Source organism: Leucobacter aridicollis (assembly GCF_024399335.1).
Lineage (GTDB): Bacteria > Actinomycetota > Actinomycetes > Actinomycetales > Microbacteriaceae > Leucobacter > Leucobacter aridicollis_A.
This window is the reverse complement of the sequence record NZ_CP075339.1, coordinates 223,993-238,674: the sequence shown is the minus strand read 5'-3', so window position 1 is coordinate 238,674 and position 14,682 is coordinate 223,993. Positions and strand designations below refer to the sequence as shown.

Annotated in this window: 18 protein-coding genes; 12 read left to right on the top strand and 6 right to left on the bottom strand. The window is 61.2% G+C overall.

Annotation, left to right across the window (positions count from 1 at the left end; translation table 11 throughout):
• Positions 1–545: 545 nt before the first annotated feature.
• From KI794_RS01020 to KI794_RS01010, 3 genes are all read left to right on the top strand, one after another.
• Entirely contained in the window at positions 546–767 is a 222-nt protein-coding gene (locus KI794_RS01020; protein WP_255808790.1) for a hypothetical protein, read from the top strand.
• Positions 760–3,726 carry a phage tail tape measure protein gene (locus KI794_RS01015; RefSeq protein WP_255808789.1) on the top strand — a complete coding sequence of 989 codons (2,967 nt, stop codon included), beginning with the start codon at positions 760–762 and terminating at the stop codon, positions 3,724–3,726. The genes KI794_RS01020 and KI794_RS01015 overlap by 8 nt, the downstream gene beginning before the upstream one ends.
• 86 nt (positions 3,727–3,812) lie before the next feature.
• On the top strand, positions 3,813–4,037 hold the full coding sequence (locus KI794_RS01010; protein WP_255808788.1) for a hypothetical protein: 225 nt from the start codon (positions 3,813–3,815) through the stop codon (positions 4,035–4,037).
• Between the two features lie 164 nt (positions 4,038–4,201).
• Here KI794_RS01010 and KI794_RS01005 read toward each other — a convergent pair whose 3' ends face one another.
• Positions 4,202–5,116: a hypothetical protein gene (locus KI794_RS01005; protein ID WP_255808787.1), complete on the bottom strand. Its 915-nt coding sequence runs from the start codon at positions 5,114–5,116 to the stop codon at positions 4,202–4,204.
• Between the two features lie 1,133 nt (positions 5,117–6,249).
• Between KI794_RS01005 and KI794_RS01000 the strand changes: the two genes are divergently transcribed.
• The 3 genes from KI794_RS01000 (at position 6,250) to KI794_RS00990 (ending at position 8,859) form a co-directional block, all read left to right on the top strand.
• Entirely contained in the window at positions 6,250–6,972 is a 723-nt protein-coding gene (locus tag KI794_RS01000; protein ID WP_255808786.1) for a hypothetical protein, read from the top strand.
• 233 nt (positions 6,973–7,205) lie between these two features.
• Positions 7,206–8,075 carry a hypothetical protein gene (locus tag KI794_RS00995; protein WP_255808784.1) on the top strand — a complete coding sequence of 290 codons (870 nt, stop codon included), beginning with the start codon at positions 7,206–7,208 and terminating at the stop codon, positions 8,073–8,075.
• 415 nt (positions 8,076–8,490) lie between these two features.
• Positions 8,491–8,859, top strand: a complete 369-nt coding sequence (locus KI794_RS00990) for a DUF4190 domain-containing protein (protein ID WP_119281776.1) — start codon at positions 8,491–8,493, stop codon at positions 8,857–8,859.
• Positions 8,860–8,907: 48 nt separating this feature from the next.
• Here the strand turns inward: KI794_RS00990 and KI794_RS00985 are convergent, their stop codons facing one another.
• The 3 genes from KI794_RS00985 to KI794_RS00975 all read right to left on the bottom strand — a co-directional run bounded on the left by KI794_RS00985 (position 8,908) and on the right by KI794_RS00975 (position 10,086).
• Complete coding sequence (locus KI794_RS00985; protein ID WP_119281777.1) at positions 8,908–9,105, bottom strand: hypothetical protein; 198 nt, start codon at positions 9,103–9,105, stop codon at positions 8,908–8,910.
• Between the two features lie 142 nt (positions 9,106–9,247).
• Complete coding sequence (locus KI794_RS00980) at positions 9,248–9,445, bottom strand: hypothetical protein (protein WP_119281778.1); 198 nt, start codon at positions 9,443–9,445, stop codon at positions 9,248–9,250.
• 107 nt (positions 9,446–9,552) lie between these two features.
• The gene (locus tag KI794_RS00975) at positions 9,553–10,086 is read right to left on the bottom strand and encodes a TetR family transcriptional regulator (RefSeq protein WP_119281779.1); all 534 of its coding nucleotides are present in this window, start codon (positions 10,084–10,086) and stop codon (positions 9,553–9,555) included.
• A gap of 72 nt (positions 10,087–10,158) precedes the next feature.
• On the opposite strand from KI794_RS00975, the gene KI794_RS00970 reads away from it, so the two are divergent.
• From KI794_RS00970 to KI794_RS00955, 4 genes are read left to right on the top strand one after another with little or no spacing between them, the layout of a single operon-like run.
• Positions 10,159–10,812 carry a biotin transporter BioY gene (locus KI794_RS00970; RefSeq protein ID WP_119281780.1) on the top strand — a complete coding sequence of 218 codons (654 nt, stop codon included), beginning with the start codon at positions 10,159–10,161 and terminating at the stop codon, positions 10,810–10,812.
• Positions 10,813–10,821: 9 nt separating this feature from the next.
• Positions 10,822–11,526: an energy-coupling factor ABC transporter ATP-binding protein gene (locus tag KI794_RS00965; RefSeq protein ID WP_119281781.1), complete on the top strand. Its 705-nt coding sequence runs from the start codon at positions 10,822–10,824 to the stop codon at positions 11,524–11,526.
• Positions 11,523–12,146: an energy-coupling factor transporter transmembrane component T family protein gene (locus KI794_RS00960; protein WP_119281782.1), complete on the top strand. Its 624-nt coding sequence runs from the start codon at positions 11,523–11,525 to the stop codon at positions 12,144–12,146. The genes KI794_RS00965 and KI794_RS00960 overlap by 4 nt, the downstream gene beginning before the upstream one ends.
• A 9-nt stretch (positions 12,147–12,155) precedes the next feature.
• On the top strand, positions 12,156–12,611 hold the full coding sequence (locus tag KI794_RS00955; protein ID WP_119281783.1) for an SseB family protein: 456 nt from the start codon (positions 12,156–12,158) through the stop codon (positions 12,609–12,611).
• 88 nt (positions 12,612–12,699) lie between these two features.
• On the opposite strand, the gene KI794_RS00950 is transcribed toward KI794_RS00955, so the two are convergent.
• A complete protein-coding gene (locus KI794_RS00950; RefSeq protein WP_119281784.1) occupies positions 12,700–13,275 on the bottom strand; it encodes an HdeD family acid-resistance protein in 576 nt (191 codons plus the stop codon).
• 255 nt (positions 13,276–13,530) lie between these two features.
• Between KI794_RS00950 and KI794_RS00945 the strand changes: the two genes are divergently transcribed.
• Positions 13,531–13,821 carry a cupin gene (locus KI794_RS00945; RefSeq protein ID WP_119281785.1) on the top strand — a complete coding sequence of 97 codons (291 nt, stop codon included), beginning with the start codon at positions 13,531–13,533 and terminating at the stop codon, positions 13,819–13,821.
• Positions 13,818–14,264: a GNAT family N-acetyltransferase gene (locus tag KI794_RS00940; protein WP_119281786.1), complete on the top strand. Its 447-nt coding sequence runs from the start codon at positions 13,818–13,820 to the stop codon at positions 14,262–14,264. Before KI794_RS00945 ends, KI794_RS00940 begins: the two co-directional genes overlap by 4 nt.
• Here the strand turns inward: KI794_RS00940 and KI794_RS00935 are convergent.
• The gene (locus KI794_RS00935; RefSeq protein ID WP_119281787.1) at positions 14,261–14,674 is read right to left on the bottom strand and encodes an acyl-CoA thioesterase; all 414 of its coding nucleotides are present in this window, start codon (positions 14,672–14,674) and stop codon (positions 14,261–14,263) included. The two genes, KI794_RS00940 and KI794_RS00935, sit on opposite strands and share 4 nt — an antisense overlap.
• Between the last annotated feature and the right edge of the window lie 8 nt (positions 14,675–14,682).

Sequence of the window (14,682 nt, the reverse complement as noted above, 5' to 3'; positions counted from 1 at the left end):
CCGCGATGGCATGGGACACCTCACGCAGACGCTCCCAACTCCCAGCCAACTGGCCCGACCTCAGACGCCAAGCCAAGACCAGAGCACACGGCATCTGCGAACACCACACAGATGGCGTCCGCTGCACCAACCCAGGCACCGAACTACACCACACCGGAGACAACACAGACCACCGCCTCGAAGTACTCGAATGGATCTGCCGCACCTGTCACCGCACCGAAACACAACGACAAGCACGCGAGGCACAAACAGCCCGCTACACCACTGCACGCAAACGCACCCCCGAACCCCACCCCGGCAACCTCACCTAACCACCCGGGGGGACTCCCCCACGCGCCGGCCAAAGTACCGACGGGGCTAGCAATCACGGATTTGCGTGCAGAAAAGTCATTTTTTTCAGGGCTTGGAGTGCCGAAAGTGGCGTGTTTATGCGGAAGTTGAGCCGGTGGTGCTGCTTCGAATGCTTATTGGCTTAGAAAAGCCGTTTCCATGGGGAGTCTCGTTTTGGGGCTCCCCTTTTTTGTACACAGAAGTAAGGAGCCGTGATGGCGAAAGATCAAGAGTTCAACGTGTTTGTTGAGGAATGCCGGAAGGTGGGCCTCGCAGACATTAAAGCGTTGGAGGCCGCATGGGAGGAGTATGCGGCGCTGATCCCAGCAGGGGCTGCTGGCGCTGCGTTTCGGGCGCAGCTGATTGACCTGTTGAAGCTGGGCGCGGAGTATGCCCAGATGTTGGAGTCTGCAGGGCAGGAGGACACCCATGTCTGATCGTTCAGTAAAGGTAGTCCTCTCCGCTCAGGTGCAGGGCTATATCGATGGGATGCAGAAAGCAGCCCAGGCGACTCGTGAGACTGGGACGGCCGCGGAGAAGCTCGGGAAACAGCAAGAAGCATTCGAGCTGATGGGGCGGACTGCGATGCTGGGCGGCGCGACGGTCGCTGTTGGGCTCGGTATCGCGTCCAAGGCTGCGATCGACTGGGATTCGGCCTGGGCGGGTGTCACGAAGACTGTTGAAGGTTCCCCGGAGCAGCTCGCAGCCGTGGAGGACGGCCTACGAGGGCTGACTTCGGTGTTGCCGGCGTCTCACACTGAGATTGCGGCGGTTGCTGAGGCGGCTGGTCAGCTTGGTATTCAAACGCCGAACGTGGTTGCGTTCACGAAGACGATGATCGACCTGGGCGAGACTACAAACCTCACGGCACAGGACGCGGCGACGCAGCTTGCCCGGTTCGTGAACGTCATGGGCACCTCACAAGGCCAGGTCGCAAACCTCGGATCGGCACTTGTGGAGCTCGGCAACAACTATGCAACCACTGAGGCTGAGATCTTGTCGATGGCGCAGCGCCTTTCTGGTGCCGGCGCTCAGATCGGCATGAGCGAGGGCCAGATACTCGGCCTGTCTACCGCCCTGTCGAGCGTGGGCATTGAGGCTGAGGCTGGTGGCTCGGCGATGTCGAAGGTCATGATCGATATCGCGTCGTCGGTCGACAAAGGCGGCGAGCGGCTCGAACTGTTTGCTTCTGTCGCTGGCCAGTCTGCAGATGCTTTTGCCACAAAGTGGCGGTCAGACCCTGGCGCTGCACTGGCGACGTTCGTGCAGGGGCTCGCGAACGCCGAGTCTCAGGGCAAGAGCACGTTCGGAGTACTTGAAGAGCTCGGCATCACTGAAGTCCGTATGCGTGATGCGCTGCTCCGATCGGCTTCTGCTGCTGACCAGTTCTCTGCCGCTATGGCGACTGGCAACAAGGCGTTCAGCGAGAACACCGCACTCGTCGACGAGGCCAACAAGCGGTACGACACCGTGGCGTCGAAATTGGCTGTGATGCGTAACCAGGTCACTGATGCGGCGATCTCCATCGGTGACCACCTGCTCCCGCTCATTGGTGGTGCTGCTGAAGGAATCGGCGGGTTCGCAGACTCCCTCGCAGGGCTCGACGGCCCAATGGGGGCTGTCGTTGCGTGGGGCGGGTTGGTGACCGCTGGCGTCCTCCTCACCGGTGGTGCAGCGCTCGCGGCGGTCCCGAAGATCGCAGCGTACAAGGTCGCTCTTGAAGCGCTCGGGGTGACAAGCGCGGACCTCAAACGCGGCTTTACAGGACTTCGGAGCGTCCTCGGACCGGTCGGCGTCGCAGCTACCCTCACAGGCGTCGCGATCCAGAGTTATGAAGCCGCTGCACGCTCTGGCGAGAAGTCCACAGCTGAACTCAAGAGCGCGCTAACAAACGCGAAGTCCGAGTTCGATGCACTCACTCTGTCTGTGAAGGACCAGTCGACAGTCTCGAAGGTGTTCATCGGGTCAATGGCTGACGGCATCAACGACCTTGCCGGTGTCCTTGAAGAGAACAGCTCGAAGACGGGCCTGTGGAAGTGGCTGACGCAAGACTTCCAGGACAAGGGCATCATTGACCGGATCTCGGATATTGGTGTCGCTCTCGCTGAAATCGGCGCGACTGACTTCAGTGCTGCACAGCAGTCATTTCGGGAGCTCCGCGAGGAGTATGACCTTTCGGACGAGAGCGCCGCTCAGATGATTCAGGCCATGCCCGAGTTCAGGGACCAGCTCCTTGAGCAGGCAGACGCTGCAGGCCTCGCCACTGACGAGAACTCGCTGCTGCGTCTCGCGATGCAAGAGATCGGTCCCGCTGCGCAAGAATCCACAGACAAGGCGAGTGACGCGGCAGCCGCGTACATCGAGCAGGCAGACGCAGCGATTGAAGCAGCGGCGGGGCTGATGGAACTCCTGAACTCCCTGAACGAAGCGAACAGTGTCGGGCAGTCGGCTGAGGCTGCGAATTCTCGCTATCAGCAGACGCTTGATGAAGTTGCGGAAGCGGTGGAACAGGCGAAAGCGGGCGTTGAGGGGTACTCGACGTCGATGGATGCTTCCACTGTCGAGGGCGCCAAGAATCGCGAGATGATGGCGGGCCTGGCTGCAGACTCACAGAAGGCTGCCTACGCGCTGATGGAGCAGGAGACTGCAACGCTGGGCGCGGACAAGGCGGCCGAGAACTACAGCTCGCGACTTGCTGATGGCCGGGAGAAACTTATCGCGCAGATCGAGGCGCTTACCGGGAGCCGCGATATGGCGATCGAGTTCGCGGATGCTGTCTACAAGATCCCCACCGATCACGAACTCACGTTGATCTCAAACGCTGCAAGCGAGTCGAACAAGGTCCGCGCCTACCAAGCACTCCTCGATGCGGTGTCTGAGGAAGAGCTCACGAAGCTGATTGTGGACCGCGGAAACTCGCAGGCCCAACTCGACGCCCACATTCGAGCATTGAACGATATCCCTGGCTACCGAGAGACAGTGATCAATACGGTCGTGCGGCAGACAGGGGCGCCTCGAGGGCAGGTTGGTGCGGCGTACAACGAGGACGGCGGCATGTACGTTGCCGGGGTCAAGTACTTCGAGAACGGCGGCATCGAGCCCGGCACGTACTCGGGCGGCCGCACACTCTATGGATTCGCTGAGCCTGGCGTCCCGTGGGAGACGTTCATCTCCGGCAAGGAATCAGAGCGTGACCGCAACCGGCAGATCTGGCAGGAGACCGGACGCCGGCTCGGCATGGACGACGCAACACGTGAGGTCGTGCATGTGCCAACCCATGTGACGGTGCTTGATGCCGACAACCGGATGATCGGGACGATGAAGGTCGTCGCGAACGCAGAGATCGACGGGTTCGCCGGCGAGCAGGCACGCGCCGGCCGCACCGCACGGTACTGACCAATGTCTGAAGTCAGTGAAACGATGAGGCCGTCGCAAAGGTACCGCCTCAAGTACGTAGGAAGTAAGGAGACTACAAAGTGAAAGTGAAGATCAATGACGCGGCACTGAAGAAGCTGCTCGTGACGAATACCAAGGCGGTCGACCGTAAGATCCGGCAACGGCATGCCGGGAAACCTGCTGCAGCAATCACCAAAGCAGTTGAACGCGACCTTGCCGGCGCGGGTCTGAATCTCCCGAAGGCTGATCTGGAGAAGTACGTCGCAAGTGTGAGCGAGCGCCGCGACTTCCAGTTCAACTTCATCGTCTAGTTTTGAGAGCCCTCGTGCTCACTCTCCGGAGTGGGCGCGAGGGCTTCTTTCGTGTTTTGTGGGGCACCCCGCCATTCTTGTTGTTGCAGGGGATCTCTCCTTATGTCTGTTGGTTCCTCAATCGGCATCCAAGACACATTCTCTGCAGCGTGCACGTGGATTGGTTACAGCGAACTATCTCGTCCCACATTGGTGTGGAATGGTCGAAGCTTGCGCCTCTGCACGAGCTCTAGTGCGTGCTCAAACAACCGCAAATTCGCGTTCACTGCCAGTCCGATGGTGGGAATCGAAGTCGAGATTTGCGCTTGAACGATCTCCTTCTCAGGATCGTCAGAGACTATCTCAACATTTGAGCGCATTGCTCTGAGGGTAGAAGGGTGACTGAGGCTACTCAACTCACTCCAGACCATTTCCCCAATTGCGGAGGATATCCCTGCAGACTGCGCTGCAGCTCCTGTGATCTCCCGAAACCCTACGGCGTGGCGCATCTCGCAAGGGTCTTTTAGCCCGTGGGCCCTTGCCATATCCCTTATGTAACGCTTGTGTTGATTGTTTCTCTTCTTTCGGTCCTTCCGCGCAGTGTCAACTGTCATTGAGAGTCGATAGGCAGGGTCGCTCTCACTGATCTCGATGGCGCTGGCGTAGATCTTGCTCTCTTCGTTGACCTCTCGCCATATCTCACGGATGTGACGGTCAATTCTCTCTGGCTGCTGGTCGGGTGCTAAGAGCCATATCGCTAGGCTTGCGGCCTCGATGCCGCTTCTGGCTACTGCAAAGTGCGCCATGTAGGGCAGAACTATGCGTTCGTTTCCTCCGAGCATTTCGCGCAATGTGTTGATTGAGTCTCCTGCATGGTGGAGCGCCGAGAAGACACTGGTGCTGAGCATCCATGGGCCGGTGACTCTTTGATCTGCGGCCCACTCACTGTTCTCTTTCGGCGTTGCTTTTGCGAGGCGACGCCAAGTTTCGAAGAGCCCCTCGGCCGCGGCGAGACGATCGCGGATCTCAGCAAGAGTTGTGAAGTCGCTCTCCTCTGCGAGCGGCACGGACCCAAAATAGTTCAGCGTCTCTGGCGTCATGGCGAGAGTATATCCGCGTCTCTGGAATCGCTCTTTCTGCTCCTGCGAGCTAACCGGGCGGACTGAGGCGCCGCGTCCTTGTGCTCATTCTTCGGGGTGGAAGCGAGGGCCTCTCCTCGTTCCCCTGAAGCTTTGTCTTCACTCGGCCATAGCGCCAGGTACTTCCAGCGAGCCAGCTCACATACTCGGCTTCATGAGAGGTAGAGGGTTCACTCTCCCAAATAGTCGGTAGCGTGGGAGAATGCGCGGTGAGCAGACTAAGTGGACTACTACGACAGTGTCCCCTGAACGGTGGGACGAAGATGAACCACTAGGGACAAAAGAGAAGACCTGGGTGACCCTCGACGGCGATGACAGGCGATGGCTTTTGAAACTTGCGAGACAGCACGGCGATGTAACCCGCGGAGAAGATTGGGCTGAATGGGTCGTGGCTTGGGTCGCCCATGAGCTGAACATACCCTGCGCCGTAGTACGGCCTGCTCAAATCAGGTCTCGTAGAGGGATTCTGTCCCGGAATTTAGTCGATGTTTCTGCGTCAGAGCGTCTGGTGCATGGAAACAGCCTCCTTGAGGAAAGCAACCCAACCTATCAATCTGCCATTAAGCGTGAGAATCCCGGATACACGCCTCAGGCAGTCATGGATTCCCTGGAGGGGGTCGCAGCACCCACAGGATGGAACGGGCCAAATATTGGTGCTTTTGGGGTATGGGCAGGCTACGTCATGTTGGATGCTTTGGTAGCGGGTCGGGACCGACATCACGAGAACTGGGGAGTGATAACTAGCCGGCAAGGCAAGAGACTCGCAGAGACCTACGATCATGGAAACGCGCTCGGGTTCCAGGAGCCCCCAGATCGCCATCGAATCATGTGTGAAAATGATCAACGCCGGGCAAGCTGGCTGGGAAAGGGAAAGAGCCATCACTTCGCAGGTCGTCCTACTCTTGTTGCTCTGGCGACGGAGTGCCTCGATATCGCAGGATTGAGCGCAAGGACCTGGTGGGTTGAACAGTTGCGGGACGCCCAGCTCAACAGAATTGAAGATATCCTGGGCACAGTACCAGAAACGGTAATGTCGGTGGACTCGCGTATGTTCGTTTTGAAATTGCTTGCTGACAATCAGAGGAGGTTGCTCGATGTACTCCAAGGTAGTTGACGCTACGCGCGACGAAGTCTCATCTGTTCGCGAGCTTCTGCTCATCTGGAGGAATCCGGAGACACGGAAGTACTCCCGCGTTGCTCGATTGGACCTGGATCCAAGTGAAGGCTTTCTGTTCCGTTACCTAGAGGAAGCGCACTCGTTGGAGGGGTTCTATCCTCTCGATGAGTACCCAGAGCTTGACACCGTCTACTCGTCAGACTCGCTTCCGGTCTTTTTTACTAACCGAATCATGTCTCCGTCACGACCGGGGTATGACGACTACCTTAAATGGCTGGGCCTCGAGGACCTGAGCAGCAATGACATTCCTCTAGAAGTCCTAGCCCGTACCGGCGGAGGTCGAGCAACTGACACGTTCCACGTTGTGGAGGCGCCCTCTCTCCTCGGTGGGGCGTTTGAATCACGGTTCTTCGTGTCTGGTCTGCGTCACGCGGACGTCGATCTCAGCATTATCAAGTCGGTGCAAGCTGGAGACACGCTCATGCTCCGGCCCGACCCTGAGAATCCCGTGAACCAGTTGGCTATGATTATCGACACTGTCACGGGGCAGCAACTGGGCTGGTTGCCCGACTGGCTCTGCAATGAGGTCGCGATGCTGGAAGCCAACGAGTGGACCCTATCGCTCGAGGTTGAACGCGTTAACCCCGAGGCCCCGCCACGCTCGATGGTGCTCTGCAAATTGACCGCTGTCTCAGCATGACAAGATAATCCCGGGCATGTAGTTGAGGTAGTGGACACTCCTATCAAGGTGGACGGGGTGGCCGATGGAGAGGGCGCCAAGAACGTCGCATCGATAGGCATACGTTCGCCTCGCTTATCGTTATGTCCCTGCCTTGCGACGGACACAGAGAGTGATTCCAATCTCTCCTTAGCCCTGGTTCTGTGGATCACGTCGCCAAGCGCAGGCTAAGGGCCTCTGTCTAGGATGTGCCCATGGAAGTCGGCGAAGTATGGGCGTACAGAGAACGCGGCAGGCTGCCGTTGACACCGGTGGAAATCCTTGCTCTATCGCAGAAACCGCGGCCGTCGCGCGTGAAAGTAGGATTCACGGCAGACGAATTCGAGGGAGCCACCGCATGGGTCCCCCTTGGGCGCCTGAAGACGCTCTGGGGTGCTCATGAGCCGTTCCTAGAAGACGAACGCAAAATCGACGCCCTGTACGAGGCAGGCCGGCCGAGCGAGCATGAGATATTCCTCTCGGACGATATTTTCGACGAGTTAGGGAAAGGAAACTTCGCCTTTCGCCTACCCGATAGATTCGGCGTCCTCGAGATCACTGACGTGACGGTAGCTGCTCGGCTGACGGGAATGTCCTCCGAGGAACTACTCAGCGACCCACTAACCTACTCGACCGCCGGAACCGTTCTCGTCCCCTGGCAGACAGCTTGGGCAATTGTTAGTTCACTGATCGAGCGCAACCCGCGCAAGGTGGCGGATATCCTTTCACGATACCGGGCACGACTCGCAAAAGAACAGCAAGAGGCGCGGGCTGAACAAGCGATTTCTCGCTGGACCATCGGCGCAGATGAGATCCGCGACCGGCTCGCTGCCATTCGAGAGCGCTTCACGGTCCGGCATGAATACGATTTGCTGCTCGAGGTCATCGGCGAATCGGAGAACGCGCTTCTGCAAGATCATGTTGAGCTGCGTGCTGCAGCGGCAGAGCATGAAGCGCTGCTGCTTGAGGTGCTGCAGGTTTTCAAAGCGCGGAAAAGTGAAGAAGCTGCCCATCTTCGCTCACGGATTCGTGCCTCACTGGGATTGCCTTGCGAGGAATCAGGCTCGAAACAGTCCGAAGGTTAGCGGTGTTACTCCGAGGTCGAAGGGCTCCGGTCACGGGGGCCAGCGCACATAACCGGAAAAACTAAATACGACCCCAACCTCTTGCGCAATCTCAGAATTGCGCGCCAACACGCGCAGTCCGCACCGAGTCCGCAAAAGCCCCAACTCTCTGCGCGTTCTTCCAATCACCCACAACCGACACTTTGGCTCTGTGGCAACGATCCCGAGCACCGCCAACCACCACCAGAACCCGTGCGCAAGAACACCCTGTTCTAGCCGCCTGTCAACGGCCTCTATTTGGCACACGACTCCTCCCGTCATCTCCCGTCTGACGAGAGATGATCCCCCGCACCTCGTTTCAGCTAGCCTGAGAGTGTCATTGTGGACCTCGAATTCGCGCGTGCTTGCCGCGCAATGAGTGGGTACCATCGGAGGCATGAGCTACACGCCACCACCGCGGGTCGTCTATCAGCAGCCCGTCCAGCCGCCAGTTCCGCCGCCTGTCAACGGCATGGCTGTGGCGTCGCTCGTGCTCGGCATCATCGGCGGGCTCATCGGCGTGTGGGCGCCGTTTCCGATCTTCGGGATCATCGCGGGGGCCATCGCGTTCATTCCCGCCCTGCTCGCGATCATCTTCGGGCACACGGGGCTCCGCACGTCAAAGCGCACTGGTGCAGGCCGAGGGCCGGCGATCACCGGACTCGTGTTTGGCTACGCCACACTCGCGATCATCATCGCTGCGACACTCTTCTGGGGTTCAGTCATCGCGTTCGGCACAGACTCGGGCATGAGCACGTCGTTCTAAGCCCACCCAGCGCGCGGGCTTGACCCCAGCCAAAGCACCGCAGCCGGGTTAGTCCTTCTGTTCGGGGGACATACCCATCAGGAAGCCAACGACGGCTCCGATGCCGATGCCGACACCCGCGCCCCAGCCGACCCAGCCGAGCTGCGCGCCGATCACACCACCGATCGCGCCGAGAACGGCGACGCTCCCAACCATCCAGATCGTCGCTTTGCGCTTCGCGGGGTCGCGGGAATCGTTGTTCTCCATGCATCAACCGTAACGCGCGGCCGCCGAAAACACCCGTCGCCTTCCCCGTGGCCCATTTCCGCGGCCCCTGCCCCGAAACATATTTGCCCCCGCCACAGGGCGGGGGCAAACAAGTTCATCATGCCTGAGGCACAAACTCGGACTACTTGTCGCGGAGCTCGTCCTTCACTTCGTTGCGAGCCTTCACGGCGTCGCGCTCGGCCTCGGCGCGCTTGACGTCAGCCTCTGCGCGAACCTCGTCGGCTTTGTCTTTCAGCTTGTCGACGCCCTCTTCGACGGCGTCTCCGACCTTCTTCGCCGCCTTGGCAGCGTTGTCCTTTGCATCTTCAAGAAAACCCATTGTGTTCCCCCTTCGTTTGCTGCGGTGGGTCACTAGTATTTCGCGGCTCCCTGAAAGAAAACGCCCCGATTCGCCGCAACTTTCAGACAGATTTCAGTTGGATCGCGCTATCTTTCGCGAGCTTGGAGGCCACCGAGGATGATGTCGATGCCGCCGTCGAACGAGGCCTCGAGGTCGATCCCCGTGGCAGCTTCTTGACCGCTTGCGTCGTCGAGCAGCGCCCCAAACTCGGCCGCCTGTGTGTGCGTCTGCGTCGACTGCGCGTGGCCGAACGTGTACAGCAAGAGGGTCCGCGCACCCTCAACACCAACGAGCTCGGCGAGCCGCCGCTCGATCGCCGACGACCCGAGCCTGAACGCCTCGACAGTAGCGACGACATCGGCGCCGTCACGTACCGAGAGCATCGCGCGCCGCAGCGAGACGCAGAGTGCGCGCGGGTCGGAGGAGTCGAGGCGTACGCCACGCAGGATCTCGTCAGCCATGAGCGCAAGCAGGCTCTGTTTGTTCGGCACGTGATGATAGAGCGCGCTCGGCTGCACCTCGATCTCGGCGGCGACACGTCGCATCGAGCACGCTTCGAGCCCCTGCGTGGCGAGCACACGGAGCGCCGCGGCGACGACATCGGCTCTCGTGTTGCGCATCAAGCCATTCTATCTGTAACCTGAACACCGTTCACCAGAACACTGTTCAGGTTTGATTTTTTGGGAGTCCTCATGACCGCCACACCACCAGCAGCCTCAGCGCGGGGGCGCCGTAGCACCGCGACAGACCTCGCGCTCATCGCGAGCTTTGCCGCTCTCATCGGCGCGTGCTCGTTCTTGCCCGCAATTCCGATCGGCGTCGTCCCGATCACCCTCCAGACGTTTGCCGTCATTCTCGCCGGCGCCGTACTCGGCTCGACACGTGGTGCGCTCGCCGTGCTCCTCTGGATGGCTGTCGGCATCATTGGTCTCCCAGTGTTCACCGCCGGTGGTGCTGGCCTCGCCCCGTTCGCAGGCCCCTCGGTTGGCTATCTTGTTTCCTTCCCAATCGCCGCGTTCTTCACCGGATTCATCGTCGAGCGGCTACCCCGTCAGCGAATCGCGACGAGCATCCCCCTGATTTTCATTGCCGGCGCCCTGGCGTCGATCCTGATCACCTACCCGCTCGGAGCGCTCGGCATGGCGTGGCGCGCAGACCTTACGCTCGGCCAGGCGTTCGTCTTCGGCCTCTCGTTCATTCCCGGCGACCTGTTGAAAAACGTACTCATGGCGATCGTCGCCACCTCAGTCCACCGGGCTTTTCCAGGGCTGTTGCCAGCCCGCGGTCGCGCCGCGGCGACACCGGCGGCGCCCCCCACCGCCTCCAGCGCCTCCACCACCGCATAGGATCGCCTGGTGATCTCGTTCAACCAAACAAGCGTCGTCTCACACGACGGCGCCACGATCCTGCATCCGTTCTCGCTCCAGCTTACGGAGCAGCGGATCGCGGTCATCGGTGCGAACGGATCTGGCAAATCGACCCTCGCCAGGCTCATCAACGGCCTCGTCGAGCCAACCTCAGGGGTAGTCACGATCGAGGCAGCCGACACCTCGGCTCCACCGCTTGACACCGTCACTGACGGGGCAGCCGTCCGCCGGGCCGTCGGGTTCGTGTTCACCGACCCGGCCGCCCAGCTCATCATGCCGACGGTCATCGAAGACGTCGAACTCTCGCTGCGCCAGGAGCACCGCGACGCGGCAGAGCGCAGACGGGCCGCGCTCGCCGCGCTCGCGCGCTTCGGGCTCGACGGCTTCGCCGAGCGGAGCGTTCACGCGCTCTCAGGGGGACAACAGCAGCTTCTCGCGATCGCGACAGTGCTCGCGACAGGGCCACGGATCCTCGTCACCGACGAGCCCACGACCCTGCTCGATCTGCGCAACACCCGCATCATCGGCGACCTACTCACGTCGCTGCCACAGCAGGTTGTGATCGTCACCCACAACCTCGAACTTGCCGCGCGAGCTGACCGGGCGCTCGTCGTGGATCGCGGTCGCATCGTCTATGACGGCGAAGCGGCGTCGGCGATCTCGCACTATCGCGATCGCGTGGCGGCGGCGTGAGCATCGCCTCGCCCCTCGGCGCCTACATCACGCGCCCGGGACCGCTTCACGCACTCCGGCCGGGCGCGAAACTTGTCGGGCTCTTCGCCTTCGCGATCGCGATCATTGCGGCTCCTGGCTGGATCGCCGCGCTCGTCGCACTTGCGATCGGCATCACGCTCGCGCTCCTCGCGGGGCTCCGAGGGCGCGACTTCTGGCGGGTCGCTCGGGCATTTGCACTTATCGGGGTCCCGCTCTTCGTCTTTCAAACGTGGAGCTCGGGCTGGGAACGCGGCATCGAGGTCATCGCCGACATTCTCGCCCTCATCTTCGCCGCGAGCGCAGTCACCGCGAGCACCAGGGCGAGCGACATGCTCGACACGATCTCGTGGGCCCTCACCCCACTCGCGCGTTTCGGCGTCGACACCGAACGCGTCTCGCTGACGTTCTCGCTCGCCATTCGCATGATTCCGACGGTTCAGGATCTCGCGCGCGACGCGCAGCAGGCCGCCCGAGCTCGCGGCCTCGACCGCAGCCTTCGCGCCCGGACCGTGCCGCTTGTGCTCCGCACCGTCTCCCAGGCACAGCTCACGGGTCAGGCGCTCGCGGCGCGGGGCATCGGCGATGCACAGGCCCCGTAGGCTAGAGCCATGGCTGAATCGCACGAGATCCCAGAGGGCGTCGACGAGAACTACGAGAACGAGGCTGCGCGAGCCGCGCTCGTCGCGTTCACTGCATCGCCAGACTACGAGCACCTCGCCACGTTTCTCACTGCGCTGCGCGAGGGCTACCTTGTCGTCGACGTGACGGGCACTTCGGCAAAGAAGAAGGGCCCAAGGGTCCGCACCATCCGGTCGACCAAGGGCCAGCTCGTGCTCCCTGTGTTCACATCGATGGCCGAGCTTCGCGCGCTTGCCCCCACCTCGGGTGGAGCTGAACTCAAGGGCGCGATCATGCCCGCACGCGCGGCGTTGTCGCTCATCACAGCAGACCGCTTCGTCGCTGCCGAGTTCGACAAAGCGTCGTCCTCGCTCGTGTGCCTGCGGAAGTTCATCATGATCGTGCTCGGCGACGACGAGATCACCGCCGAGTCACTGCAGGCGTAACCGCGCGCGCAAAACGCCCCCTCTCGCGAGGGGGCGTTTTGCATGCGCGGGGGACGTACCCCCGCTTCGGCTGTGCCGTTACGTGTCGTTACTTGCCGACGCGGAACGCGCGTACGACCTGCACGACGCCAAGAACAACCATCGAGATTCCGAGCAGCCACCACAGCGTCACCGCGCCCATGAGCGGGGAGAACATCAGCGTGATACCTGCGATCACCGAGATGATGCCGTAGATGATCGTCCATACCTTGTTGTCCGACTTCGACGCGGTCGCGAATGCGAGGATGCCCTCGAACAGCCAGAGAATGCCAACCATGATCGAGAACATCAGCGCGGTCACAACACCAGCGAACATGAGGTTCGACATGATGATGACGCCACCGACAACATAGAGGATGCCGAGCAGGATGTGCCCGACTCGCGACCAGCCTCCGAGCCCGCGCGAGAAGATCGCCGTGCCGAAGTACACGATGCCAGTGACGATGGCGTATGCGCCGATGAGCGCCGCGACGAGCGTCAGCGTCACGCCGGCGGAAGTCTTCGGCGCGAAGATCACAAAGAGGCCGAGAACGATGGCGATGAGACCGCCAACGCCGAACAGCACGCGTGCGCCGTCAGTAGCCCGTTCCTCGACCGGGCGCTCCTGGGTATCTGTTGCAGTCATATTCGATGCTCCTATCAGCATTGCTCGCGCCCTCAAGCGGGCGTATGTACTCACCTTCTCACTTTTCGCGCGCAAAGTGGTGAATTTTCGTGACCGAATTGGTGGGCCATGACTGTAGGTTTTCTTTTAGTGGGCTATGCATTTTATGGCGGCGACACGGCCCGAATCGATCCGCAGAGCAGTCTCGCCAACACCGCAGCGATAGGCTTGTGAAACGCTCGGCCCCAGGGCCGACCCACACTCGAAGGGGATGTCATGAGCACCGGATCGCACGGCGACGTGCAACTTGAAAACGAGCACTTCCGCGTCACCCAGTGGACGATCAAGCCCGGTGGCGTCATCCCGATGCACCGCCACGACTTCGAGTACGTGGTGATCCCGCTTGTCACAGACACCATGCGGGTGACAGGGACCGACGGCAGCGTCTTCGACGCGACGCTCGAGCACGGTGTGAGCTACACCCGGCCCGCGGGCTCGGAGCATGAGGTCTCGAACCCGTACTCAGACGCCGACATCGTCTTCGTTGAAGTGGAGAAGCTCGCGTGAGCGCGCTCATCATTCGCGCCGTTGACCCCGCCGAACGGGCCGCGTGGGAAGCCACGTACCGCGGATACCGCGACTTCTACGAGAAGGAACACGATCCAGCCGTCTTCGACACTGTGTGGGGCTGGCTCCACGACCCCGCCCACGAAACCCGCGGCCTTGTCGCTGAGCTCGGCGGCGAAATCGTCGGTCTCGCACACTACCGCCGATTCGCCCGGCCGCTCGTCGGCTCGACAGGCATCTATCTCGACGACCTGTTCACGACCCCGGCGGCGCGCGGCAAGGGTGCGGCATCGGCCCTCATCGGCCGGCTCGAAGAGATCGCGCGCGACGAGGGTGCGACGCTCGTCAGGTGGATCACTGCCGACTCAAACGCAACCGCTCGCGGACTCTACGACAAGCTCGCAACGCAGACGCCCTGGGTTACCTACGACATCACTGTCTAGGAGATCTCGATCCCCGCGCGCAGACGCTCGGTCCCCGTTGTAGGGCCGGTAAAGCCGTGCGGCATCGGGTGCCCTGAATCGTCGACGGCGACGAACACGATGCTGTCGAGCCGCAGGATCTCCTGCCCAGTAACCACGTTGTCTACACGGCAGCTCAGCGTGATCGAGGTACGGCCGAACGCAACGACGCGGTACTCGAGTTCAAGAAGGTCCCCGCGATTGGCTCGTCCGACGAAGTCGACCGCCGACATGTGCCGCGTAACAAGGTCTGTGGTGCCGAGCTGCACGACAGCGACAATCGCCGCCTCTTCGTCAACCCACTCGAGTAGGCGGCCGCCGAACAGTGCGTCGTGCTGATTCAGATCTTCCGGCTTCACCCATTTGCGTACGATGTCCCTGTGCCCGCTCATAGCTAAAG